This is a genomic window from Streptomyces phaeolivaceus (assembly GCF_009184865.1).
GTDB lineage: Bacteria > Actinomycetota > Actinomycetes > Streptomycetales > Streptomycetaceae > Streptomyces > Streptomyces phaeolivaceus.
Genome location: NZ_CP045096.1, coordinates 9,196,859 through 9,219,408, shown reverse-complemented (window position 1 = coordinate 9,219,408; position 22,550 = coordinate 9,196,859). Strand labels below are relative to the sequence as shown.

The 22,550-nt window shown below is 70.5% G+C and carries 21 protein-coding genes and 1 pseudogene; 6 read left to right on the top strand and 16 right to left on the bottom strand.

Translation table 11 applies throughout. The features are described 5' to 3' along the window. Positions 1-10 precede the first annotated feature (10 nt). Positions 11-427 carry a nuclear transport factor 2 family protein gene (locus F9278_RS41995; protein WP_152173005.1) on the top strand — a complete coding sequence of 139 codons (417 nt, stop codon included), beginning with the start codon at positions 11-13 and terminating at the stop codon, positions 425-427. Positions 428-553: 126 nt separating this feature from the next. On the opposite strand, the gene F9278_RS41990 is transcribed toward F9278_RS41995, so the two are convergent. After that, on the bottom strand, positions 554-2,395 hold the full coding sequence (locus tag F9278_RS41990) for a glycoside hydrolase family 3 protein (RefSeq protein ID WP_152173004.1): 1,842 nt from the start codon (positions 2,393-2,395) through the stop codon (positions 554-556). A gap of 57 nt (positions 2,396-2,452) precedes the next feature. Then, positions 2,453-3,766, bottom strand: coding sequence for an MFS transporter (locus F9278_RS41985; protein WP_152173003.1), 1,314 nt, complete (start codon positions 3,764-3,766; stop codon positions 2,453-2,455). Between the two features lie 197 nt (positions 3,767-3,963). Here F9278_RS41985 and F9278_RS41980 point away from each other — a divergent pair, with 197 nt between their 5' ends. Both F9278_RS41980 and F9278_RS48560 read left to right on the top strand, forming a co-directional pair. Next, positions 3,964-4,548: a TetR/AcrR family transcriptional regulator gene (locus F9278_RS41980; RefSeq protein WP_226967169.1), complete on the top strand. Its 585-nt coding sequence runs from the start codon at positions 3,964-3,966 to the stop codon at positions 4,546-4,548. Between the two features lie 73 nt (positions 4,549-4,621). Further along, entirely contained in the window at positions 4,622-4,936 is a 315-nt protein-coding gene (locus tag F9278_RS48560; protein ID WP_152173001.1) for a hypothetical protein, read from the top strand. On the opposite strand, the gene F9278_RS41970 is transcribed toward F9278_RS48560, so the two are convergent. Then, positions 4,896-5,501, bottom strand: coding sequence for a TetR/AcrR family transcriptional regulator (locus F9278_RS41970; protein WP_226967168.1), 606 nt, complete (start codon positions 5,499-5,501; stop codon positions 4,896-4,898). The genes F9278_RS48560 and F9278_RS41970 overlap by 41 nt on opposite strands. Before the next feature lie 341 nt (positions 5,502-5,842). On the opposite strand from F9278_RS41970, the gene F9278_RS41965 reads away from it, so the two are divergent. Together F9278_RS41965 and F9278_RS41960 are read left to right on the top strand one after the other, a co-directional pair. Next, positions 5,843-7,042, top strand: a complete 1,200-nt coding sequence (locus F9278_RS41965) for an oxygenase MpaB family protein (RefSeq protein ID WP_226967167.1) — start codon at positions 5,843-5,845, stop codon at positions 7,040-7,042. A 178-nt stretch (positions 7,043-7,220) separates the two neighbouring features. Next, on the top strand, positions 7,221-8,729 hold the full coding sequence (locus tag F9278_RS41960) for an MFS transporter (RefSeq protein WP_152172999.1): 1,509 nt from the start codon (positions 7,221-7,223) through the stop codon (positions 8,727-8,729). 331 nt (positions 8,730-9,060) lie between these two features. Here F9278_RS41960 and F9278_RS41955 read toward each other — a convergent pair whose 3' ends face one another. The 10 genes from F9278_RS41955 to F9278_RS46585 form a co-directional block, all read right to left on the bottom strand. Continuing rightward, on the bottom strand, positions 9,061-10,185 hold the full coding sequence (locus F9278_RS41955; RefSeq protein WP_152172998.1) for an alcohol dehydrogenase catalytic domain-containing protein: 1,125 nt from the start codon (positions 10,183-10,185) through the stop codon (positions 9,061-9,063). Then, positions 10,182-11,648 carry a flavin-containing monooxygenase gene (locus F9278_RS41950; protein ID WP_152172997.1) on the bottom strand — a complete coding sequence of 489 codons (1,467 nt, stop codon included), beginning with the start codon at positions 11,646-11,648 and terminating at the stop codon, positions 10,182-10,184. Before F9278_RS41950 ends, F9278_RS41955 begins: the two co-directional genes overlap by 4 nt. Before the next feature lie 44 nt (positions 11,649-11,692). Next, positions 11,693-12,541: an alpha/beta fold hydrolase gene (locus tag F9278_RS41945; RefSeq protein WP_152172996.1), complete on the bottom strand. Its 849-nt coding sequence runs from the start codon at positions 12,539-12,541 to the stop codon at positions 11,693-11,695. A gap of 38 nt (positions 12,542-12,579) precedes the next feature. After that, complete coding sequence (locus F9278_RS41940; protein WP_152172995.1) at positions 12,580-13,230, bottom strand: TetR/AcrR family transcriptional regulator; 651 nt, start codon at positions 13,228-13,230, stop codon at positions 12,580-12,582. 173 nt (positions 13,231-13,403) lie between these two features. Further along, positions 13,404-14,537 carry an NAD(P)/FAD-dependent oxidoreductase gene (locus tag F9278_RS41935; protein WP_193241880.1) on the bottom strand — a complete coding sequence of 378 codons (1,134 nt, stop codon included), beginning with the start codon at positions 14,535-14,537 and terminating at the stop codon, positions 13,404-13,406. Beyond that, positions 14,534-15,349 carry a VOC family protein gene (locus tag F9278_RS41930; protein ID WP_152172993.1) on the bottom strand — a complete coding sequence of 272 codons (816 nt, stop codon included), beginning with the start codon at positions 15,347-15,349 and terminating at the stop codon, positions 14,534-14,536. The genes F9278_RS41935 and F9278_RS41930 overlap by 4 nt, the downstream gene beginning before the upstream one ends. 232 nt (positions 15,350-15,581) lie before the next feature. Further along, a complete protein-coding gene (locus F9278_RS41925; protein ID WP_152172992.1) occupies positions 15,582-15,992 on the bottom strand; it encodes an acyl-CoA thioesterase in 411 nt (136 codons plus the stop codon). Between the two features lie 181 nt (positions 15,993-16,173). Continuing rightward, positions 16,174-16,548, bottom strand: a complete 375-nt coding sequence (locus F9278_RS41920) for a Rid family hydrolase (RefSeq protein ID WP_152172991.1) — start codon at positions 16,546-16,548, stop codon at positions 16,174-16,176. A 52-nt stretch (positions 16,549-16,600) separates the two neighbouring features. Continuing rightward, complete coding sequence (locus tag F9278_RS41915; protein ID WP_193241879.1) at positions 16,601-17,902, bottom strand: aspartate aminotransferase family protein; 1,302 nt, start codon at positions 17,900-17,902, stop codon at positions 16,601-16,603. Beyond that, complete coding sequence (locus F9278_RS46585; protein WP_193241878.1) at positions 17,899-18,063, bottom strand: hypothetical protein; 165 nt, start codon at positions 18,061-18,063, stop codon at positions 17,899-17,901. The genes F9278_RS41915 and F9278_RS46585 overlap by 4 nt, the downstream gene beginning before the upstream one ends. A gap of 802 nt (positions 18,064-18,865) precedes the next feature. On the opposite strand from F9278_RS46585, the gene F9278_RS41910 reads away from it, so the two are divergent. Then, the gene (locus tag F9278_RS41910) at positions 18,866-19,507 is read left to right on the top strand and encodes a GntR family transcriptional regulator (protein ID WP_193241877.1); all 642 of its coding nucleotides are present in this window, start codon (positions 18,866-18,868) and stop codon (positions 19,505-19,507) included. A 587-nt stretch (positions 19,508-20,094) separates the two neighbouring features. On the opposite strand, the gene F9278_RS41905 is transcribed toward F9278_RS41910, so the two are convergent. The 3 genes and pseudogenes from F9278_RS41905 to F9278_RS47820 all read right to left on the bottom strand — a co-directional run. Next, complete coding sequence (locus F9278_RS41905; protein ID WP_152172988.1) at positions 20,095-21,087, bottom strand: electron transfer flavoprotein subunit alpha/FixB family protein; 993 nt, start codon at positions 21,085-21,087, stop codon at positions 20,095-20,097. 47 nt (positions 21,088-21,134) lie between these two features. After that, positions 21,135-21,947, bottom strand: a complete 813-nt coding sequence (locus F9278_RS41900; protein ID WP_152172987.1) for an electron transfer flavoprotein subunit beta/FixA family protein — start codon at positions 21,945-21,947, stop codon at positions 21,135-21,137. A gap of 370 nt (positions 21,948-22,317) precedes the next feature. Next, positions 22,318-22,491, bottom strand: a pseudogene (locus tag F9278_RS47820) (acyl-CoA dehydrogenase); the annotation flags it as partial. Positions 22,492-22,550 lie beyond the last annotated feature (59 nt).

The window sequence follows — 22,550 nt, the reverse complement described above, 5'->3', positions numbered from 1 at the left end:
AGGAAACATCATGTCTCAGACGACCGTGACGAAGACTGCCGGATCCACCAACCCGACCGGCACCGTGGTCGACCGCTACATCAGGATCTTCGACCGTACGGCGCACGACCCCCAGGCCGTCGAGGAGCTTGAGTCGATCTTCGCCCAGGACGCCGTCGTCCAGCTCGCCGAGGGGATCGAGCCGGTGGCCGGCCTGCCCGCGATCATGGCGGTCTACCGGGGCTTCGTCTCGCAGATGGCCGACAGCCAGCACTTCTGGACCGTCACGGAGCTCGACGACGGCCGGCTGGAGTGCGAGTGGGTCCAGGCGGGACGCTCGGTCGACGGCCGGCTGGTCTGCACGGGCGGTGTCGAGCAGGTGACCGTCAACGCCGACGGGCAGATCACGAAGCTGATAAACCGCATCGTGCCCAACGCCGGCTGGTGACCCGCCCGGACAGCCAGTAGCCCGTGCCTGTCCACGGCACGGACACACGGTATGGATCACCATTGATCACCACACGCCTCCGGGTGTCACGGCCGAGCGCCGCGATACCCGGAGGCCTCCGTGCTGTCACGGATGCCGCGGTGCGAGGCGCAGCCCGTGGCCGAAGTCGAAGAGCGGGTCGGTGCTCTCGTGCGGGCTGTCGGGGCGGCCATGGGTGACCTCGTCCATGGTGCGCGGCAGTTGGAAGGGGAGGCGCCCTTCGGGGGTGGCGTGGCCGAGGATCACGTCGCCGACCGCCTCGTCGCTGGCGCCGAAGGCACCGATCAGAGCGACGCAGCGTTGGGCGATCTCCGGTATGACGGCCGGCCGTTCCAGGTGGATGACGACGATCGTGGGGACGGTGTCGAGCAGCCGGAGGATCTCCTTGAGCCGCTCGGCGGGGAAATCGAGCCTGCCCCGGTGGAAGCCGCGCTCATAGACGGAGTCCGCGCCGGGGCGCGGTTCGTGCGGGGTGTCGAGGCGCAGCACGGCGAAGTCGGCTTCACCGGGGTCGTCGGTGAGCACGACGGCGTCTCCTCGGGCGAAGGAGTCGGCCGGCATGCCCTCGACATACAGCCGTGGGGGGCGGCGGTCGCCGGACGGCGTGCGCAGCGGCAGCACGTCGTCGTTGACGAGGACCGTGAGCGCGCGGCGCTGCGCGGCGGCGCCCTGCGCGCGGAAGGCGGCGGCGCCCACCGTCGCCTCGGCGAGGTCGGGGTCGACGAACGGATCGTCGAACAGGCCGAGTCGGAACTTCTCGCGCAGCAGACGGGCGGCGGAGACGTCGACGCGGGACTCCTCCAGCCGCCCGGAGCGGACGAGTTCGACGACGAGTTCGGGGCAGGCCTCGCCGCCGAACTGGTCGGCGCCGGCGTCGAGGACCTTCCATATCCGTTCGAGCGGACCGAGGTGTTCCACGCCCCAGGCGCGGGCGGGGAAGAGATTTCCCATGATCGGGGCGTCGTGGATCAGGGCCCAGTCGGTGCACACGATGCCGTCGAAGCCGAGGCGTTCGCGCAGCAGGCCGGTGATGATGCCCCGGTTGAAGCCGAAGCCGACCTCTTCGTGCTCGGTTCCGACGGGCATGCCGTAGTAGGGCATGATCTGCGTGACTCCGGCGGCGATGGCGGCGCGGAACGGCTTCAGGTGGTAGTCGAAGAAACCTCCGGGGTAGACCTGTTCGCGGCCGTAGACGAAGTGCGGGTCCTCTCCGTCCTTCTGCGGGCCGCCGCCGGGGAAGTGCTTGACCATGGCGGAGACGCTGTGCGGGCCGATCCGGTCGCCGCCTCGCAGCCCTTCGAGATAGGGGCCGACCAGTCGCGAGGACAGCTCGGCGTCGGCACCGAACGTGCCGTTGCCGCGGGCCCAGCGGGGCTCTGTGGCGAGGTCGATCTGCGGGTGCAGCGCGACCCTGATGCCGACGGAGAGGTATTCGCGGCGCACGGTGTCGGCGTACTCGCGCACCAGGTCGGCATCGCCGAGTGCGGCGAGGCCCAGCGGCTCGGGCCACTGGGAGAACGGGCCGGAGCGCATGGCCGTGGCCGGGTTGTCGGTGAAGGAGTGGCGGGGGTCGCTGGCGAGGGTGACGGGGATGCCGAGCCGGGTGTCGGCGGCGAGTTCCTGAAGGCGGTTGTGCCACTCGGCCATGGCACGCGGGCCGCCGGACCCCATCAGGTTGAAGTGGTTCATCGACCGGCCGGTGATCAGCTCGGTGGTGGGCGCACCGCCTGGTGCGTCCGCGCGTTCGACGAGGGTGCCGTCCGGGTTCATGGTGAGGATGGTCTGGAAGAGCAGGCCCGCCTTCTCCTCCAGGGTCATACGGCCCAGCAGGTCCGCCACCCGTCGCTCCACCGGTTGTGCCGGGTCTTCGTACGGCTCGACGGTGCCGTTGTGGTTGAGGTCGCGGGGCGGGCGGATGGCGGAAGCCATGGGACTCCTCTTCGGATCGTGTGCGGGGGCGGGGATTGCCTGGTGTGTGCCGAGTGCTCAGCGGACCGTACGGATACGGGCGACGGCCAGTGCCCCTCCGATGCCGCACACCGCGCCGAACAGGTACAGCTCTCCGAACTGGCTTCCGCCGTCGGCGTGCAGGGTCAGGAGCAGCGGGGCGATCATCGGTACCAGGGACTGCGGCAGGGCGTTGGCGACGTTGAGCACGCCCATGTCCTTGGCGGCCCTGCGGGGGTCGGGCAGCACGCTGACCGCGAGAGCCACGTCGACCGCCATGTAGAGACCGAAGCCGCAGGCGTACACGCCCATCGCGAGGTAGAAGGCGCCCTCGCTGTGGGCGGTGTACAGCAGGCCGAGGCTGAGCGCCACCACGAGTGAGGCCGCGGCGACGAAGGGCTTGCGCCGCCGGATCCGGTCGGAGATCCAGCCGCCCGAGAGCGAGCAGACGACACCGACGGCGGTGAGCACGAACGTCGAGGTGGCGACGACACCCACCGCGTCCTCGGGGCCGCGGCCCAACTGGTCGGTGACGAAGAAGAACTGGTAGCTGGTCACACAGGACATGCCGATGAAGACCAGGAACCTGCCGAGGAAGTTCCAGGCGAAGTCGGGGTTCCCGCGCGGGTCGAACCAGAAGCTGCGGCCGAACTCCGCGAGCCCGAACGGCGGGAGCTCACCCGGCACGGTGGGGGTGTCCCGGCGCAGTACCACCACGAGGACGGTCACGGCCGCCAGGCCGCCCAGCGCGGGCAGGCCGAACAGCAGCAGGTTGTTGTGCGTGAGCTGGGTGGCGCCGTAGGCGCCGGTGAGCATGGCCAGGTTGGGGGTGAGCCCGAGGGCTCCGGAGACCCTGCCGCGCTGCCGGTCCGGCACGAAGTCGGCGATGGCCGCGCCGAGTGAGGCGAGCGTGGCGTGGACGCCGAACTGGGTCAGGGACCAGCCGACCGTCAGCAGAGTGACGTTGCCCGCCGCACCGACGAGGCCGAGCCCGGCGGTTCCGGCCACCATGCCGCCGAGCAGCCAGGGGCGCCGCTTGCCGAAGCGGCTCGTGGTGCGGTCGGACAGCGCTCCGGTGAGCGGGTTCGACAGGAGGGCGAACAGGGAGCCGACGCCCAGGACCAGGCCCAGGGTGGACGCCTTGTCGTGCGGAGCGAGCTGCGTGACGCGCAGAGAGAGGGACACGACCACAGGGGTCAGCAGCGCCAGGTAGGCGCCGTACTGGGCGAGAACGAGAGAGAGGACGAGTCCGGGCGAGGCGGCCTCCGGCTCGCGGTGGCCGTCCTTGGCGAGCGGTGCCGAGGACGGCGACGGCGCGACAGGGCTGGACACCACCGAATCACTTCGCACCATGCTCTTCCTCCTGTGCTTGGCCGACCACGTCGACGGCGGTACGGTGCACCGTAGGTTAAAAACCGAATGACTAGTAGGTGTTTACTTAAGTGACATACGTCACAAATCAAGACGAAGCGAACGAATCCCCCGACGGCCCTCGTCACCGACGGCGGCGCAGGACCGGCCCGTACGCGGCCGCCGACGAGCGACGCCGGTTGATCACCGAGTCCGCGGTCGAGCACTTCGCGCAGTGGGGGTACCACAACGCCTCGCTCCCGAAGATCGCCGCAGCCGTCGGCATCTCCCCGGCCGGCCTGCTGCATCACTTCGGCAGCAAGCGGGAGTTGCTGATGGCGGTGCTCCAGGCCCGTGCCGAGCACGCCGCGAAGACCTTCTACGAGGGCATGGGCGAGCCCGACGGCCTGGACGCGCTCGAGATGCTGCGCCGTATGGCCGCACAGACCGAGTTCAACCTCACCCAGCCCGGTCTGGTGCAGATGTATGCCGTGCTGTCCGCGGAGGCGGCCAACCCCGAGCATCCCGCCCACGCGTACTTCCGTGAGCGCTACGACACGATCCGCGGACGTGTCGAACGCACCCTGCGTCACGGCGTCGGGTCCGGCCTGCTGCACGAAGATGTCGACTGCGCCGCGGTCGCCCGCGAGATCCTCGCGGTCAGCGACGGCTTCCAGGTCCAGTGGGCCATGTCGGACGGTCGGTGGGACATGCTCGGCGCCTATCGCGGTTACGTCGACCGGCTCGCCCGCACCCTCACCAGGAGCGGACATGGCATCGACTGATCCGTCGGCCACCGACAGCCGCGGGCAGCAACAGGGCACCCGCGCCGTACTGCTGGTGATGCGCGCCTGAGTGATGGTCGCCCAGTCCCTCGTCGCCACGATCAACCTGGCGATACCCGAGCTGCCGACGATCGGCCCGAACCCGTCGCCGACCGAGCTGCCGTGGATGGTCGACACCCATGTCATCGTCTTCGCCGGACTGCTGATCCCTGCCGCCGCGCCCGGCGACCGGTTCGGCCGCAAGGGCGTGCTGCTGACGGGCCTCGGTCTGTTCGGCACGGGCTCGGGAGGTGTGTGCGCCGGCCGTCGCACCCGTCGCGAAGAACCGTCCGGGCCCCGAGTCGAGCTCAACCGCGGTGTGCCGCACCGGTCGCCAACAGCCCGTTGACCACGATCGCCGCCAGCGATTCCGCCGTAGCCGTCAGCCGCTCCGACGAGACGGGCTCGGGCCTGCCCAGACGACGCGCCAACGCGCCCTCCACCATGCCCGATATAGGAGGGATGACAGCGAAGAACAGCACATCCATCGGGATGGACGCCATGCGCCCGGAGGCGACGAGTCGCTCGATGCCGGGCACGATGAGCTGCATCGTCGGAGCGATGAAGCGCTCGTACAGGTAGTCCAACCGCTCACTGTCGCCGGAGAACTCGTCGACGAGGATCCGCCCGATCAGTGGCGTGTGCGCCGCGCTCCGGTAAAAACCGGTGATGAACCGCTGCAGACACTCGGCGTCGTCGAGCGAGGGATCCATCTGAGGCAGACGCGCCAGCTGCGCCTCCAGCGCCCAGCCCACGACCGCGCGCCAGAAGGCCGCCTTGGACCCATAGCGGTCATTGATGAAGTTGTGGCTGACACCCAGGCGACGGGCCAACTCGCGTGCGGAAGCACGGTCGTAACCCAGCTCCGCAAAGGCTTCGAGCCCGCGCTGCAGGATGCTCTCCTCCCCGGGCACCGCAGGAGTGTCCGTGCCGGGGCGCCCCGGCCGCCGTGCGGCTTCGACTCTTGCTCCCACCATTGCCTCCAAGACCGCTTGCCCATGTCTGCGCGGCCCGCGTCCCGACAGGCGCCGCCCGCAGTCGTCCCGCAGACCTACCGACAGTTTACTTGACACTCGTCAGAATCACGATAACCTGACAAGCGTCAGATGCGATCCTCTGATGCGCGGGAAGTGACTCGAACAGCCACTTTCCTCAGGACCGAACCGCGCGGATCAACTCCCGGGCAGCCCCCCTCGCCCGGCGGCCGGACCGGCGCACCTGAATCGAAAGCGAGCGTCATATGACCTCCCCCCACATGCCTCGCAAGGCCCCCGAGCACGTGGTCGACCTGAAAGTCACGCACCTTGAGCACGGCGCCAAGGCCGACCACGTCACATCCCTGCTCACCGCCGGAGATCCCCTCGCCGATGCGGTCATCGCCGAACTGACCCTGTGCGGCCCGCAGGCACGGCAGGCTCTCGACATGGGCGTCAGGCACGGACTTGCGAGTCTGGGCCCGGAGCCCCCCGCGGCCATCGCCGCGCTTCTGGAACAACTGGAGACCGCACCTTCGCCGCTCGACCCACTGATGCTCCGTCGCGGCGACGCCATCAGCCTGTCCGTGCCGCCCATGTGGTTCGGGATCTGCTCGATCACCAGCGCGCTCGCCCACACCTACGCGTCCCCCGCCGTCGGGCGGCTGCTGACCCGGACGGGCAGGCCCACGGACATGGCCGCGCGCCGGCTCGCGGAGACCGGGGTATGGGCGCGGCAGACCATACGTCCGGGAGGGCTGCTCCGCGGAGGGCCGGGATATGTGGCCGCGATCGAGGTCCGGCTGCAGCATGCTCGTATGCGGGCCAGGATGCTCACCGACTGGAACATGGGCGTGGCTGGTCTGCCCATCGGCCAGCTCGACATGGCCCGCACATGGCTCGGCTTCACTCTCAACGCCTCGCAGGCCCTGAACGCCGTCGGCATCGACATCAACGCCGAGGAAGAGCGCCACCTCTACCAGTACTGGTCGCACGTCGCCCATCTCCTGGGACTCGACGAAGGCCTGTACCGAGACGTGGTCGACCACGTCGGCGCCCGCCGTCTGCGGGACCTGCTGGATGCCACGACGCCCGCCCCCGACGCGAACTCGACGGCGCTGACCGCCGCCATGATCGACGCACAGGCCCGCGCCATGGCCGGCGCCCCAGGTTGCGATCTGAGCGAGGAACAGCTGCGCCACCTCATCCACAGCGTGCTCCAGCGGGCCTTCGGGGCGGAGTGGAGCGACCGTCTGGACATCCCCGACGTCCCCGCCGAGACCGACCTCATGCCGTTGATCAGCCGGCTCAACCGCCAGGCCCGGTACTGGCAGACCTACTCCGCCGCCCAGGTCCGGCAAGCCCACCGCCGGACGCTGGAAGGACCCGGGCCGGAGCTGAGGACAGCAGCGGCCCTGCCGTGTGACACATCCTGCCGTCGCACCGCGGGAGTCGACCGCCCGAGCGTCCGGGCAGCCTGATTCCCCCTCCTTCGCGACGCCCGGCGGACGGCGACCGAACCGGATCCACGAAGGCACGCACGCTGCCACGCCTCCTCACCGGCTCCCGCATCTGCCAACCATGCGACGAGCTCCGACGATGCAGCCGTCCCACACCCCTCGACCTTGCTTTTCGTCCCACTTCGTCAGGAGTTCCGTGATGTCCAAGACCGACACCGACGCACCGGGCACGGCCGCCGTGTCCGACCTCCCCTCCGCCGACGCGCCACCTCGCCATCGCTGGTGGATCCTCGCCGTCATCGGACTGGCCCAGCTCATGGTGGTCCTCGACGGCACCATCGTGAACATCGCCCTGCCCTCCGCGCAGCAGGACCTGGGCTTCTCCGACGGCGACCGCCAGTGGATCGTCACCGCCTACGCTCTCGCCTTCGGCAGCCTGCTCCTCCTCGGCGGTCGGATAGCAGACCTGTTCGGCCGCAAGGTGACCTTCCTGGTCGGTCTGGTCGGCTTCGCCGTCGCCTCCGCCGTCGGCGGCGCCGCGACCAGTTTCGAGATGCTCGTCATCGCGCGTGCCGCGCAGGGCGTGTTCGGTGCCCTGCTCGCCCCGGCCGCGCTGTCCCTCTTGACCACGACTTTCACCGACCCCAAGGAACGTGGCAAGGCCTTCGGCGTCTACGGCGCCATCGCCGGCGCGGGCGGCGCGATCGGACTACTGCTCGGCGGCCTGCTCACCGAGCACCTGGACTGGCGCTGGACTCTCTACGTCAACCTCGTCTTCGCGGCGGCTGCCTTCATCGGTGGCGCCGTCCTGCTCCAGCGCACAACCCGCGACAAGAGCACGACCCTCGACATCCCGGGCGCCGTCCTGGTCGGCGGCGGGCTGTTCAGTCTGGTCTACGGCTTCTCCAACGCCGAGCACAACGACTGGAGCTCCCCGGAGGTCTGGGGCTGGCTGGTCGCCGGAGCCGCTCTGCTGGCCGCGTTCACATGGTGGCAGACCCGTTCCTCCCACCCCCTGCTCCCCCTGCGGGTTCTTCTCGACCGCAACCGTGGCGCGTCCTTCATCTCCGTGCTGATCAGCGGCGCCGGCATGTTCGGTGTCTTCCTGTTCCTCACGTACTACCTGCAGCAGAGCCTGGGCTACACCCCCGTCGAGACCGGGCTGGCCTTCCTGCCCATGGTCGCCGCGCTCATGGCCACCTCCACCCTCGCCACCAGCGTGCTGGTTCCCCGCATCGGTCCCAAGCCGGTGGTGCCCCTCGGCATGGGCATGGCCGCCGCCGGCATGATCTGGATGACCGGCCTCGACCTCAGCAGCACCTACACCACCGGCGTCCTGCCTCCGCTCCTGGTGGCCGGTCTCGGCCTCGGCCTGGTGATGTCCCCGGCCATGGCCCTGGCCGTCGACGGAGTGGACGCCAAGGACTCCGGTGTCGCCTCCGCCACCGTCAACGCCATGCAGCAGGTCGGCGGCTCGATCGGCACGGCCCTGCTCAACACCCTCGCCACCAGCGCCGCCACGGACTACCTCGTCGGCAAGGACCCCAGCAATCCCGCCGTCCAGGCCCAGGCCAACATCGAGGCCTACTCCACGGCCTACTGGTGGTCGGCCGTCTTCTTCGCCGTCGGGCTGGTCGCCAGCGTCGTCCTCTATCGACGGGGCGTCCCCAAGCAGGACCCCGACGCCGCACCCGTCGTCCACATGTGATGGCCCGGCGAGGTACCGCTGCGCGCACGCGGTGCCTCGCCCGCTGTCCACCGCGCTGGAGCGATGCCGGTGAACAGCGCCACCCCTACGGCTTGGCAACGCCGACGCAGACCTCACCGCTCACGCCCCGCCCCATCACGGCGGTCCTGGCGCGTTGGTCCGCTTCGAGGCGCCGGTCTCGGAGAAAGCGGTACGGCCGTACTTCGAAACCCCGTCAGCCGGTGGCGCTCGCGGCGATCTCGGAGCCGTGCGGCCAATCGACCATGCCGAAGGACAGGGCCAGGGCGGGCCCGTCGGCCCGCGCGGTGATGTCTTCGCACGGAGCCAGTGATCAGCTCTCGTCGTCGAACATCACGACCTGCCGCAGCACGGAGCCCTCCGCGAGTCGCTCCATCGCCGAGTTGATCTCCGGCAACCGGAGTCGGTGGGAGATGAGCCGCTCCAGCGGCAGCCGGCCCTCGCGCCAGAGGCCGACATACCGAGGGATGTCGCGGTGCGGGACGGCGGATCCGAGGTAGGAGCCGATGACGGTCCGGGCCTCCGCGGTCACCAGGAGCGGAGAGATGCTCGCTCTGGCCCGGGCGCCCGGGAGACCCGTGGCCACGGTACGCCCGCCCGGCGCCGTCAGGGCGAACGCCGTCTCGAACGCCGGGGCGCTGCCGGCGGCCTCCACGACGACCGCGGCGCGCAGGCCCTGCTCCAGGGCCTGTTCGGGCGTGAGCACCGCGTCCGCCCCCAGCTCCGAAGCGGTCCGCAGCTTCTCCTTCGAGACGTCCACTCCCACGACCCGGCCGTGTCCGAGCGCGAGCGCGGTGAGCAGCGCCGCCATCCCGACGCCCCCCAGTCCGACCACCGCCACGTCGTCACCGGGGCCGGGGCGGCCCGCGTTGAGCACGGCGCCACCTCCGGTGAGCACGGCACAGCCGAGGAGCGAGGCGAGGTCTGCGGGGACGTCGTCGGCGACGGGAACCACGGAGCGCCGGTCGACGACGGCGTGGGTCGCGAACGCGGAGACCCCGAGATGATGGCGGACCGGCTCGGAGCCCCGGTACAGCCGACTCCCCCCGGCCAGCAGGTGCCCCTCTGCGTTGCTGGCGCTGCCCCGCTCGCATGGAGTCCTGCCCTCCGTGGCGCATCCACGGCACTCGTCGCAGCGGGGCAGGAACGTCATGACGAGGCGCTGGCCCGCCCGGAGGTCGCCCACCTGGGAGCCGACCTCCAGGACACGCCCCGCCGCCTCGTGTCCGAGCAGCATCGGCACCGGGCGGACCCGGTTCCCGTCGACCACCGACAGATCGGAGTGGCAGACCCCGGCGGCCTCCATGCGCACCAGGACCTCGGTCGGTCCGGGAGGCGCGAGTGTCAGCTCCCCGACCGACAGCGGCCGGGTGCGGTCGTACGGCCTGTCGGCCGGTATCCGGTCGAGCACGGCCCCGAGGATCGGCCGGGCACTCATCGGGCGGCCTCCGAGACGCGGGCATACGCCGTGGGGTCGAATCCGGCGTTCGTCTGACGGTATCGGTAGGCGCTGTCGGGCCACAGGGTGGTCAGCCGGCCGCTGCGTGGGTCGACGTACCAGCTGCTGCACGAGCCGTCGAGCCACACCGTGCCCTGGCTCAGCCGGTCGACGTGGTCGGCGAACTCGGTCTCGGCCTTCGAGGTCACTTCGAGGACGCCGGTGCCCGACGATGCCATGTGGGTCAGGGCTCCCATGATGTGGTCGATCTGCACCTCGGTCATGTACACGCTTGAGTTGTGGCCGAGACCGGTGTTCGGCCCGTTGATCATCCAGAGGTTGGGGAACCCGTGGACGGCCGTCGTGGCGTAGGCCCGCATTCCGTCGGACCAGTGTTCGCTCAGTGCGAGGCCGTCCCTGCCGAACACCCGGTGGGCGATCGGAAGGTCGGTGGCCTCGAAGCCGGTGCACATCACGATGACGTCGAGCGGATGGACCGTTCCGTCCTCGGTGACGACGCCGTCCTCGACGGCCCGGGCAATGCCCGAAGTCTCCAGGCGCACATGCGGCAGGTTGAAGGTGGGGTAGTAGTCGTCGGACTTGAGGACCCGCTTGCACCCGAGGGTGTGGTCGGGGGTCAGTCTCTCGACGAGGCCGGGGTCCGGGATCTGTCGGCGGAGGTGGCGCAGCGCTTCGTCGGCGGTCCGTTCCAGGAGTGGCAGGATCCTCCGTCGCTGTGCGTACCGCTCCTCGTTGGCCCAGAAGAACTCCTCCCGTTCGGCGGCCATGGTGTCGGGGAGTCGGCGGAAGGTGCGTTTCTCCGCCTCGGTGTAGGCGCGGTCGGGCCGTGGGGTGACGTAGGGCGCCGAGCGCTGGAAGACCACGAGTCCGGCCACGTCGTCGGCGATCCCGGGGACGACCTGGACCGCGCTCGCCCCGGAACCCACCACCCCGACCCGCCTGCCGGCGAGGTCGACCTCGTCGTCCCAGGCGGCCGAGTGGAACACCGGTCCGCCGAACCCGTCGAGTCCCTGGATGGCCGGCGTCCTGGGCTCGGACAGGTGGCCCACCGCGACGATCACGACCGCGCAGTGGAACTCGTCGTGCGTCGTGCGGACGAGCCACCGCTCCTCGGCCCCGTCCCAGCGGACCTCGACGACCTCGGAGCCGAAGCGGAGGTGCTCGCCGAGGCCGTGGTGATCCACGATCCCTCGGAGGTAGTCGAGGATTTCCGGCTGCGGGGCGAACACCCGCGACCAGTCGGGGTTCGGGTGCCAGGAGAAGGAGTAGAGGTGTGACGGCACGTCGCAGGCCGCGCCCGGGTATCGGTTGTCGCGCCAGGTCCCGCCCACGTCCCCGCCCCGTTCGAGGACGAGGAAGGAGCGGTCGGTGTCCCGCTTCAGGCCGACCGCCGCGCCGAGGCCCGCGAATCCGGCGCCGATGATGATGGTGTCGTACGACATCACGATGGAGTTCTCCCTGTCGGCCGGCGCTCGGTCGGCCGCGTTCAGACGGTGAGGGCGGGCAGGACCGAACCGGCGGGCCGGGCCCGCGGGGACGCCACGAAGTCGAGGACCAGCGACGCTATCTGCGCGGGCCGTTCGATGGTCATGGCGTGACCGGACGACACGGCCGCGAGGCGGGCGTCGGCGATCGCGCCCAGCATCCGTTCGGCGTGCTGGAAGGGCACCATCTGGTCGTGGATGGCACCCACGACCAGGGTCGGCGCCTGGATCGCGCCGAGCACGGCCGTCAGGTCGACGCGCCGGTTGAGGTCCATGACCTCCGGTGGAATCCGCTGGGGGCGCCGGGCCGTCACGAGTTCCTCGATCTGCGCCGCCGAGCGGCGGCTCAGATAGGGCTGGCCGTGGGCCGTGAATACCCGGAATCTGGCCAGGGCGTCGCCGTCGTCGTCCAGGGACCGCAGCGCGTGCCAGAGGTCGTTGCGCAGCCGCTGCTGGTTGTCGGTCCTGACCCAGCCGGCGAGCAGGACCAGACTCTCGACGGCGAGCGGCTCCCGCGCCGCCACCTCGGCGGCCACCACGGCGCCCAGGGAGTACCCGACCAGATGGGCCGGGCGGGCGGGGGACCGGTCGCGCAGGACGGCCAGAACCTGGTCACCGAGGTCGGAGACGTCCAGCCGGGCACCGGCGGGGGTCGCCAGATCGATCCCGATCACCCGGTGGTGCTGGGCGAGCAGGGGGTAGACGGTCTCGAAGTGGCCGCGTGTGGTTCCGCCGGTCCCGTGGACGAGGACGATCGGCGCACGCGGGTCGTCAGGGGCACCCGTGTCGTGTGCACTCACGTCGTCGTGGCCGACGCGAACCCGTGTCACACGGGCATCGGGGTGGATCATGTGCTGCTCCCGTTCTGCGTCGCGGGGGTGGTGCCGGGTCAGGAGCCGTCGAGGACAAGGGGGTCGAGCTGCGCGAACAGCCTGGCCGCGAGCCTTTCGGGGAACGTCGCCGGGTCGAAGCCCCGCACCGGCGACCGGCTGATCTCGTGGATGTAGACGCCGTTGCAGTTCAGCGCGACCATGGCCGGGTCGACGGTGCCGACGAGGACACCGGCCCGCTGTCCCTCCGCGAGCGCTTCGGTCACCAGGTGGATGACCCGGTCGCCCGCGGCGACGCTCTGGCTGCGCATGCCGGATTGCGCGTCAAGGCCCTGGAGCATGAACGCCGCGATGCTGAGCGGGTCCTGGACGTACATGTGGGCGCGTGCCGCGTAGACGCGGTCGACCCGGTCGACGTAGGACCTCCCGTCGGCGCGCGGTGCCTGCCTGTCCTGGGCCTCCAACTGTGTGACGAGGTCGGAGACCCGCTCCCCGACGACCAGGAGGAGGAGGTCGGTCTTGGAGGGCACGTAACGGAAGAGGGTGGCCTCACCCACCCCTGCCTGTTCCGCGACCTCCTTGGTGGAGACCGCCTCGAATCCCTTGCTGGCGAAGAGCTCGCCCGCCGCCGCCCGGATGCTCTCCAGACGCCGGCGCCGGGCCCGTTCACGCAGTCCGGTCGTGGCGGTGGAGGCAGTGTCGTTCCCCATGACCCATCCTTGATGAGAGCGCACTCCGATTGAGAGCGCGCTCTCAGTAAAGGTTCGGCGGAGTGACTCGTCAAGCGCTTCGGGGCCCAGTGACGGACATCGCACCCTCGCGTCGGCTCAGGGTTCGGATGCGCGGCCCGCCGGCACCGAAGGGGCCCTCGCCCGGTACGGACCTACCGGCCGGGGGCCCAGCTGTCGGGGATCTGGAATCGCCGGGACGCTCCGTACAGGATCTGGTCGGCGACGATCTCGCCCAGGACGGGGCCCATGTTGACGCCGATGCCGCCGCCGCCCGCCACCACGAAGACGCCCGGCGTCGCGGGGTGTTCACCGACGACGAACGTGCCGGTCCTGGAGTGCGGGTAGATGCCGGTCCATCCGCCGCGGTACCCGAACTCGATGTCCGGCAGCAGCCGCGCGAGCCGTTCCAGGACCTCCTCGGCGCCCTCGTCCGTCGGTGCCGTCGACACCTCCGGATCGCCGTCGGTGTGCCCGACGACGGAGTTCGAGTGCATGCCGGCGATGACCTGGTCCTTTCCTTCGTGCCGGAAGTAGACACCGGGATCGTCCGCGCCCACCACGTAGTCCATGGTCATCGGCAGAACCGGGCCCGCGTAGGCCTTGGGCAGTTGCAGGACGAACGCCTCGTGCCGCTCGTTGGCCATGGCCACGGGCGCGTCGAGCAGATCACCGACGGGCCCGGCCCAGGCGCCCGCGGCGTTCACCACGACGTCCGCGTCGAGCACGGTGCCGTCGGCCAGTTCGAGCCGGAAGCCGGACGCCGGGCGGCGCACGACCGATGTCACCTCGGCCTGGCCGCGGACCTGGCCGCCGTGCTCCCGGATCTTCGCCGCCATGGCCCCGCACAGTTCCGCGCCGTCGAGATACCCGTCCTCGGCGTTGTGGATCGCGCCGAGGACGCCTTCGGTACTGATCGGCACCACATCCGGCAGTTCCCCGGGGGTGAGCAGTCGGGAAGAGCGCACACCGAGGCGGGTCTGCGTCTCCAGCGATGCGGCGAGCGCGTCGAGGTCCTGCGGGGTGCGAGCCAGGCGCAGCAGCCCGATCCGGCGCAGGGTGAGGCCCTGGGTGTCCGCGAGCTGTTCGATGAGCTCGATCGTGCGGATGCGCAGCGCGATGTCGTGCGCGTCGTTGTAGAGACGGCTGAAGACACCGGCCGACCGGCCGGACGACCCCGCCGCCGCGTGCTGCTTGTCCAGCACGACAACATCTGCTCCCGGCGCCTCGACAAGGCGGGACGCGGCGCCGAGCCCCAGGGAGCCCGCGCCGATGACGACGACCTTCACCGTGATCTCCTTCGAGAACGACGATCCGTGGTGAGCCGGGTGATCTCGTCGCCGCGGCAGGGTGTGCCGACGACGGTGAACCCGCCGACGGGGCCGTCGGCGATCGACAGATGGGAGACACCCGGTGTGCTCGCCGGCTCCACGACCAGCGTCCCCCTGGCCCAGGTGAACTCGACGGCGCCGTCGGCGAGCCGGCGCGGGTGCCCGCCGAGGACATCGGCGAAGAGGCGGTGGCTGCACGCGAGGTCGGTCGAGCGCAGAGTCGTCGACACCAGGGTGGCGGTGCGAACCGGATCGCGGACGTGGGGCTCCCACCAGGCGCGGTCGGAGCCCAGCCGGTGCAGCGGCAGGGAACCGGTGTCCCGCTTCCCCGTCGCCAGCGCCGAGACGTCCGGTGCCGGGGAGGTGGTGTCGGCGATCTGTATCACCACACCGTGGGTGGGGTCCGGCACGACGAACGTCTCACGCCAGCGCGGGTTGGTCAGATCGGTCTGGACGAGACGCAGTCCTAGCCGCTCCGCGTCACGGATCGTCTCCTCCAGCGCCGGGACCACGAACGTCAGGTGGTGGGGGCCCTCGCCGTGCGTGTCGAGGAAACGGCTCAGGAAGTTCCGCCCGGTACCGGGGCGTGGTTCCATCAGCTCCAGTCCCGAGCAGCCGTCCCACGGACCCACCCGGCACATGACGTACCGGAACCCGGGAACCTCCTCCCCCATGACCACGGTGGCTCCCAGCTCCCGGGTCACCCGGCTCAGCCAGGGGCCCGCCGCACGCGTCGCCAAGGACGTGTGGTCGAACTCGGTGCCGGTCATGTCAGCGGCACTCGCCGGCCGGGGCGCCAGGAGCGGTGCGCGTCGGCCGCCGCCGTGCGGGGACGACCACGCGGTACGGAAGGGTGGTCCCGCCGGCCGGGCCCGGATATCCGAGGGGCCCGCGCGTGGCACGGAACAACCAGGACGTGAGCGCTTTCGGCGCACGGTGTTCCCCACGAGGCGTTCACCACGGACGTGCGGCCGACCGTCGCCACGGACCGCCCCCGCACGGCTACGCCTCCTCGGCGGCCAGCGCACCGCGCTCGGCCGGAGAGAGGGCCCTTGCCCCGTGTTCCGCCGCGTCCCACATCACCACCGTGGTCCGGGACTTGGCGACCACCACATCGGCGATGTTTCGCACGGTCTCCGAGAGCACGAGGCTGGAGGTACCGATGCGGTCGACGGCGATGCCCACCTCCAGCCATCTGTCGGCGCGGGTCACCTCGGCCAGGTAGGAGACGTCGATCCGCGCGATGACGTGACCGTCGCCGGCCTCCGGCGAGAGGAACCTGGCAATCCACGCGGCGCGGGCCTCGTCGAGAAGCTCGACCATCGTCGCGTGGTACAGGTGGCCGAAGGCGTCCAGGTCGCGCCAGCGCAGGTGGACACGGACCGACTCCCTGGTGATGTTCGATGCCGACACGCGTTTCGTCCTCCGTCGGGCTGGATGGCTGGGGCTGGGGTGCCGTCGGCAGCGGGGCCGCCGCGGCCGGTGAACGTCGTGCTCGACCAGGTGTTCTCCCGGGCTCCGTGGCCGAACCGGGGCGCCCGGCACCGAGGTCCTCGGGGGCGCGGAGACCCTCGACGGAGCGGGGCGATGCGCCTCAGCTCTCCGGCAGCCACGCGAGGACGTCCAGTTCGACGAGCATCTCGGGGTCGACGAGCTTCGCCTCCACCATGGTCAGCGCGACATCGCCGGTGGCGAACATCTCACCGTGGGCACGGCCCGCGAGCGGCCAGTCCTCGGCGTTGCGAAGGTAGACCCGGGTGTGCACGACGTGCCGCACACCGGCCCCCACCGAGGCCAGACTCCGCTCGATCTTCCGCAGGGCCGCGACCGTCTGGGCGTAGGTGTCGCCGTCGACGAACTCACCGTCGGCGTCCCGACGGCCTCCCACACCCGAGACGGCGACGAGCGGGCCCTTACGGACCACGGGCCTGAAGCCCATCACCGCATGCCAGTCCACAGCATCGGACATCGTTGCTTCCTCTCTCGTTCCGGCCGATTCGTGAGGGGCCGAACGCCCCTCGTCAGCCGGTTCTGTCCGGGCGGTCCGCCGCCGACCGGGCGGTCACCGCGACCGCGTCCGCCAGCCGGTCGACGATGTCGTGGGCGACGTCTTCGTCCATCGGGGTCGACAGACACGCCAGTCCGTTCTGGGTCAGGAGCAGACCTCGCTCGTACGCCTCCCACCACAGCGTCGTGTGAAAGGTCTTCCCGCCGAGGGCACCCGGCTCCGAGGGAAAGACCCGCAAGAGCGAGCCGCTGCCCCGTACCTCGCATCCGTGGACGGGCAGGCGTTCCGCCAGTGACGACCTGACGAGGTCGCCGAGGCCGTTGAGGCGGTCGACCTCCGAGCGGGGGAACAGTCGCATGCCCACGGCGCCGGCCGCCATGGAGACCGGGTTCCCGCTGAAGGTCCCGCCGTGCTCCAGCCCCGTGGGCGAGAACGGATCGAGCCTCGACATGGTCTCCTCGCGGCCGAGGACCGCGCCGATCGGCAGCCCGCCGCCGATGATCTTTCCCACAGTCAGCAGGTCGGGTACCACCCCCGCGGCGCATACCGCGCCCGCGTAGGCCTGACGCAGGGCGATCACCTCGTCGGCCACCAGCAACGCACCCGCCTCGTCGCAGAGGCGCCTGGCCTCCGTGAGGAATTCGGTCGTCGCAGCGACGAGGCCGACCCGGTTCGGCATGGGGTCCAGGACCAGTGAGGAGATGTTCCTACCGTGGCCCGCGAAGACATCGCGCAGCCCGACGAGATCGTTCATTCCTACGTCATGGGTGTCGCGCAGGACACCCTCCGGAACACCCCGGCGGGAGCGTTCCCCTCCGGGAGCGAGCGCCACGTCGGACGTCCCGTGGTAGGCGGAGCGCACGAAGACGACCTGGTCGCGCCCGGTCACCGCCCGAGCGACCCGGACCGCCAGCATCACGGCCTCCGAACCGGAGTTGCAGTAGCGGATCTGGTCCATGTAGCGGATGCGGTCGAGCATCGTCGAGGCGTGCGCGAGTTCATGAGCGGTCGGCAACCCGAACGAGGCGCCGTCCGCGAGGGCTTGCCGAGCCGCTTCGGTGACCTCCGGGTGGGCATGTCCGTGGATGAGCGCGGTGAAGTTGTTGTTCAGGTCGATGAGGCGACGTCCGTCCTCGTCGAAGATCCAGTGACCGCTCCCCTTCATGACCATGGGGACACGTGGTGCGATCGCGAACGTGGAGCGGCCGAAGCCGCCCGGGAGCAGACTTCGTCGGCCCGGTCCGGTGAACGTCTCGGCGAACGACGGAGCACGTTCGTAGCGGCTCCGTACGTGTGCGGAGGGCGTGGCCTTCATACCGACGCCGCCGGGGCGGTGAGAGGTTCCCGACGGCCGGTACGACTGGAGTCGTGGACATCGGCCTGGTCGGGGAGTTGGCGCACCGCCTCCCACGCGGCCTCGATGGGCTCGCTGTGGACGTGGTCGGCGATCCCGCCCGTGACACGCAGGTGCAGCATGCGCCACTCCGTTCTTTGTCAACAATCTACACCCTAGGGGTTCACGGATCGGGTGACAAGACTCCGGCGGAGCCCCTGTTCGGCCCGTGGGTACGCATGGCGCGTGCCGCTCACGCCCGGCACGACCACCGCCGGTCACCCCCCGAGGCGACGGGCGGGGAGGCGGGAGCCGCCTCTGCGATCCACGGCTTCGCCGTGGTGGCCGGGCGCGCACCGCGGGTCGAGCGGCGCGGCCGGCGGGGGCGACGTTCCCCCGGGCGACGCCAGGACCCCCACCGCTTTCGCCCCGGTCACGGCTCCGGCATCCGGACAGCGGCCAGGGTTCCCATGGGACGGCGCTTCGACCACCCCGGCCGTACGGACGCCGTCGGCGAATTCCGCGGGCGGTGCGGACAGGCCACGCCGGGCCGCGACCGACCGGGTATCCGGCACCCGGAGTGTCACGCCTGCCGGAATACGGTCGCACTCCGCACGCAGGTTTCCCTCGTCGGCGAGTTGGCCAACAGTCTTGGTACGGCCGGGACTTCATCGGCGGGCGGCCGGTGGCGCTCCGGTGGCGGACAGCGACCGGGCCCGCCCTGACATCCCCGGGCCCGCCCTGACATCCCCGCGCCCGGCCAGTCTTCCGGCGGCCTCCAGCCCGGCGTGGCCCTCATTCGACCCAGTCGCACCATCCATGTCGCCAGAGGGTCGTCGGCCCCGTATCTGGCTGGACGTAGGGCCTTCCAGCCCGGACCCGGCGGGTATAGTTGCCGTATGTCTACAATCTACGATGGGAACTGCGATGGTCACACTGCCGCCAATGCCTGCGCACACCAGGGCGGACCAAGCCATTGCGATTCTCCGTGACGTCATCCTGTCGGGATCCCTGGCGCCCGGCACGCCGTTGAGGGAGACCCAGCTCTCGCAGGAGCTGGCGATCAGTCGCGGCTCTCTCCGAGAGGCGCTGCAACGCCTGGAGGAGGAGGGGCTGGTCCAGCGCCAGGCATTCCGCGGCTCGTACGTCGCGGAAGTCAGTGCCGACACGGTGACCCAGATCGAACAACTCCGCACTGTCCTGGAGCCCTACGCGGCCATCACGGCACTCGACGAACTCCGTCACGGGGAAGGGCATCAGGCGCTGATCGATGCCGTCGAGGCGCTCGAGAAGGCCGCACAGGCAGAAGACGCGGCCCAGAGCATCGACGCGCATCTCGCGGTGCACCGAGCGATCTACGCCGCCACCCAGAACCAGGTTCTCCTGGACATCTGGACGTCCTGGCAGAACCAGATGCGCCTGTTCATGGCTCTCGATCATCGAAGGCTGGGCAGCCTCACGGACATCGCCACCTCGCACCGGACACTGCTCACGGTGATCGAGTCGGGGGACAAGCGGGCCATTCGCCGCGAGTTCGCCAGGCATATCCAGCCCGAGGCCGTCACGGAGGACTTCCGTACCGGCTGACACCCACCGGCTTCCGGCCCTCGCCATGGGGGAGTTCTGGGGCTGACCGGCGCGGACTCGGCGCGAGGTCCACAGGGCGACGCCCCTGCGGACCTGTGGAGTGCCGAGGAGCCGGGCACATGCCAGTGGCCGTCTCCGCGATGTGATGACGACCGTCCGAGAAGGCCGGACGAGTCCTTCGGCCGCCCTCCGCCCTCGCCCGCGATGACGTCGCTTGACGTGGTGAGGCACCGGCCGTCCGCTCGACAGCGCGGACCTTTTGACGAAGCGCCCTCTCACCGGCACGGCCGAAAGGGACCGCGCCGGAATCCCGGCGCGGTCCCTTTCGGGCAGGACCGGTCACGGCGGAGCACCGCCCGGCCTCCGCCCCCCTGACCTCGAAGACCCGCTGTTTCGAGCCACTTCGAGCGGCGGCGAGGCGCGCGCGCCTCGCCAGGACCGTCCCGGGTCCCCGCCGGGCCCCTGTCCGACACGGGGCCCGGCGCTCGCCTCGCTGCGGGTGATGCCGCCGACCGGTGCCCGACCACGGCGGCAGGTCGTTCCGCAGCCGGATCCGCCTGGCGGGGCCTTCTGTTCACCCCTCCGGTTCAACCGGCGTGGTGACGACGGGCACTGATCTGTTCCGTGGCGGCGGGAAGCACCGTGTGCAAGTCACCGACGACGCCGAAGTCGACGAGGTCGAAGACCGGCGCTTCCGGATCCTTGTTCACCGCGACGATCGTCTTCGACGTCTGCATGCCCGCCCTGTGCTGTATCGCGCCGGAGATGCCTCCGGCGACGTAGAGCTGGGGCGAGACGGTCTTGCCGGTCTGGCCGACCTGGCACGAGTGCGGGTACCAGCCCGCGTCCACTGCGGCGCGGGAGGCTCCGACGGCGGCACCGAGCTGATCGGCGAACCGCTCCACCGGCTCGAAGTCACCACCGGTGCCACGACCGCCGGAGACCACGATCGCCGCCTCGGTCAGTTCCGGCCGCCCCGACGACTGCCGCGGCTGCGACGCGGTGATCCTCGCCCCCTTCGCGGCGTCCGGCACCGTCACGGTGAACTCCTCCACGACGCCCTCCGCCCAGGCTTCCTCCGGAGTCGCGGAGTTCGGCTTCACCGCGATGACCGGTGTGCCCCTGGTGACCTTGGCGCGCACGGTGAAGTTGCCCGCGAAGACCGACTGGGTCGTCATGGGCGTCCCGTCGTCGTCCCTCGTGACGTCCACCGCGTCCGTGATCAGGCCGGAGCCGGTCTTGACCGCCAGGCGGCCGGCGATCTCCTTGCCTTCACCCGTCGAAGGCAGAAGTACCGCGGCCGGGCCGCCCTCCTGCCCGGCCCTGTCCACGAGTTGCGCCAGCAGTTCGGCCTTCGGCGCCACCAGATAGCCCGACACGTCGGTGTCGGGGACCGTGTAGATCCTGGCCGCGCCGTACCGCTTGAGGGTTTCTGCGACATCGGCGTCCGGCGGACCGACCACGACCGCGGACGGCTCGCCGAGCCGGCGCGCGATGGTGAGCAGTTCCAGGGCCGGCTTGCCGACCTTTCGCGCGCCGCCGTCATCGACGAGGTCGACCAGAACAAGTACCTCGGGCATGTTCATGTTCCTCTCAGTGAGTCTCTGTTCGTCCCGACGGACCCCGGTCAGACGAACTTCTTCGAAGCGAGGAAGCCGACCAGCGCCTCGGCGCCCGAGCCGTCCTCATCGGTCACGACATGACCGGCGGTGCGCGGCGGACGGGCGCTGGTCGCTTCGACCACCGACCACGCCGCGGTCGCGCCGACCCGCTCCGCGTCGATCCCCAGGTCCGCCAGCGACCAGGTCTCCACCGGCTTCTTCTTCGCCGCCATGATCCCCTTGAACGACGGGTAGCGTGCCTCGCCCGACTGGTCCGTCACCGACAGGACCGCGGGCAGCGTGCCTTCGACGGTGTCGGCGGAGGTCTCACCGTCCCGGCGGATCCGCACGGTGTCGGCCTCCACCGTGATCTGCGTCCCCAGCGTCACGCCCGGTATGCCCAGCCGCTCCGACACCATCGCGGGCACCACGCCCATGCCACCGTCCGTGGAAGCCATGCCGCACACCACCAGCGACCGGCCCGAGTCGGCACCGAGCTTCCTGACGGCCTCGGCCAACACCAGCGACGTGGCCGGCGCGTCCGAGCCGGCGATCGCGTCGTCCACGACATGCACACCATTGTCGGCACCCATCTGCAGGGCCTTGCGCACCGCGTCGGACGCCTCCTCCGGCCCGACGCACAGCGCCGTCACCACGACGTCGTCGCCGCCGTCGCCGTCCTCGAGGTGCTCCCTGATCTGCAGCGCCTGTTCCACGGCGTACTCGTCCAGCTCCGACAGCAGACCGTCCACGTCCTCGCGGTCGACCGTGCCGTCATCCTCGAACCTCCGATCCGCCGTGGCGTCCGGCACGTACTTCACACACACGACAATGTTCATCACATCTCCGGTTTCAAGCGGCGAACGGGCGAGGCGGGGCAAGCGGGCCCCGATGGCCTTGAGCCGGAGGAGAGTCGTCCTGCGCGGCGACGCGCTCCCGCCGACCGATGGGCATGAGCGGACCGCTGGTGGGAACGAACGCGGATGGCCATCGACCCGCGTGCGCGCTCTCGGCCATGAGCACCAGGTTGGGCACCCACTCCACCTTTTGTCAACAATCTACAGCCGATTGGTCGTGGATGTACGTGCCTAGGTCCGCGTACCGGAGACGCTGCTCGGAACTCCGCGCGTCGGGGCCGGGCGGACCGAGGTGACCGGCCGGACGGTGCCGGGGGAACGCCAGCGTCGAAACGCACACCGCCCGAGTTCGGCGGAACGCCGGGTGTCCCGTGAGGACTTCGCCCGGTACGAGGGTGTGCATCCCGACGGTGCCCTCGTCGGTCAGCACCGACTCAAGGTTGTTCATGTGCCGGATCACGGGGTATTCGAAGGAAACGCCATCGGCGCCGGGGGCTGGCGACCGGTCCGTCCGCGCACTGCGGCAGCTCGTACGGTGCGATCGACGGGTGGGTGTTTCCCAAGGAACCCAGGAGACCCGACAGC

Coding starts and splice junctions, on each gene's coding strand:
- F9278_RS41995 (WP_152173005.1), top strand. CDS start 11: ATGTCTCAGACGACCGTGACGAAGACTGCCGGATCCACCAACCCGACC.
- F9278_RS41990 (WP_152173004.1), bottom strand. CDS start 2,395: ATGGCTTCCGCCATCCGCCCGCCCCGCGACCTCAACCACAACGGCACC.
- F9278_RS41985 (WP_152173003.1), bottom strand. CDS start 3,766: ATGGTGCGAAGTGATTCGGTGGTGTCCAGCCCTGTCGCGCCGTCGCCG.
- F9278_RS48560 (WP_152173001.1), top strand. CDS start 4,622: ATGGTCGCCCAGTCCCTCGTCGCCACGATCAACCTGGCGATACCCGAG.
- F9278_RS41965 (WP_226967167.1), top strand. CDS start 5,843: ATGCCTCGCAAGGCCCCCGAGCACGTGGTCGACCTGAAAGTCACGCAC.
- F9278_RS41960 (WP_152172999.1), top strand. CDS start 7,221: ATGTCCAAGACCGACACCGACGCACCGGGCACGGCCGCCGTGTCCGAC.
- F9278_RS41955 (WP_152172998.1), bottom strand. CDS start 10,185: ATGAGTGCCCGGCCGATCCTCGGGGCCGTGCTCGACCGGATACCGGCC.
- F9278_RS41950 (WP_152172997.1), bottom strand. CDS start 11,648: ATGTCGTACGACACCATCATCATCGGCGCCGGATTCGCGGGCCTCGGC.
- F9278_RS41945 (WP_152172996.1), bottom strand. CDS start 12,541: ATGATCCACCCCGATGCCCGTGTGACACGGGTTCGCGTCGGCCACGAC.
- F9278_RS41940 (WP_152172995.1), bottom strand. CDS start 13,230: ATGGGGAACGACACTGCCTCCACCGCCACGACCGGACTGCGTGAACGG.
- F9278_RS41930 (WP_152172993.1), bottom strand. CDS start 15,349: ATGACCGGCACCGAGTTCGACCACACGTCCTTGGCGACGCGTGCGGCG.
- F9278_RS41920 (WP_152172991.1), bottom strand. CDS start 16,548: ATGTCCGATGCTGTGGACTGGCATGCGGTGATGGGCTTCAGGCCCGTG.
- F9278_RS41915 (WP_193241879.1), bottom strand. CDS start 17,902: ATGAAGGCCACGCCCTCCGCACACGTACGGAGCCGCTACGAACGTGCT.
- F9278_RS46585 (WP_193241878.1), bottom strand. CDS start 18,063: ATGCTGCACCTGCGTGTCACGGGCGGGATCGCCGACCACGTCCACAGC.
- F9278_RS41910 (WP_193241877.1), top strand. CDS start 18,866: ATGCCTGCGCACACCAGGGCGGACCAAGCCATTGCGATTCTCCGTGAC.
- F9278_RS41905 (WP_152172988.1), bottom strand. CDS start 21,087: ATGCCCGAGGTACTTGTTCTGGTCGACCTCGTCGATGACGGCGGCGCG.
- F9278_RS41900 (WP_152172987.1), bottom strand. CDS start 21,947: ATGAACATTGTCGTGTGTGTGAAGTACGTGCCGGACGCCACGGCGGAT.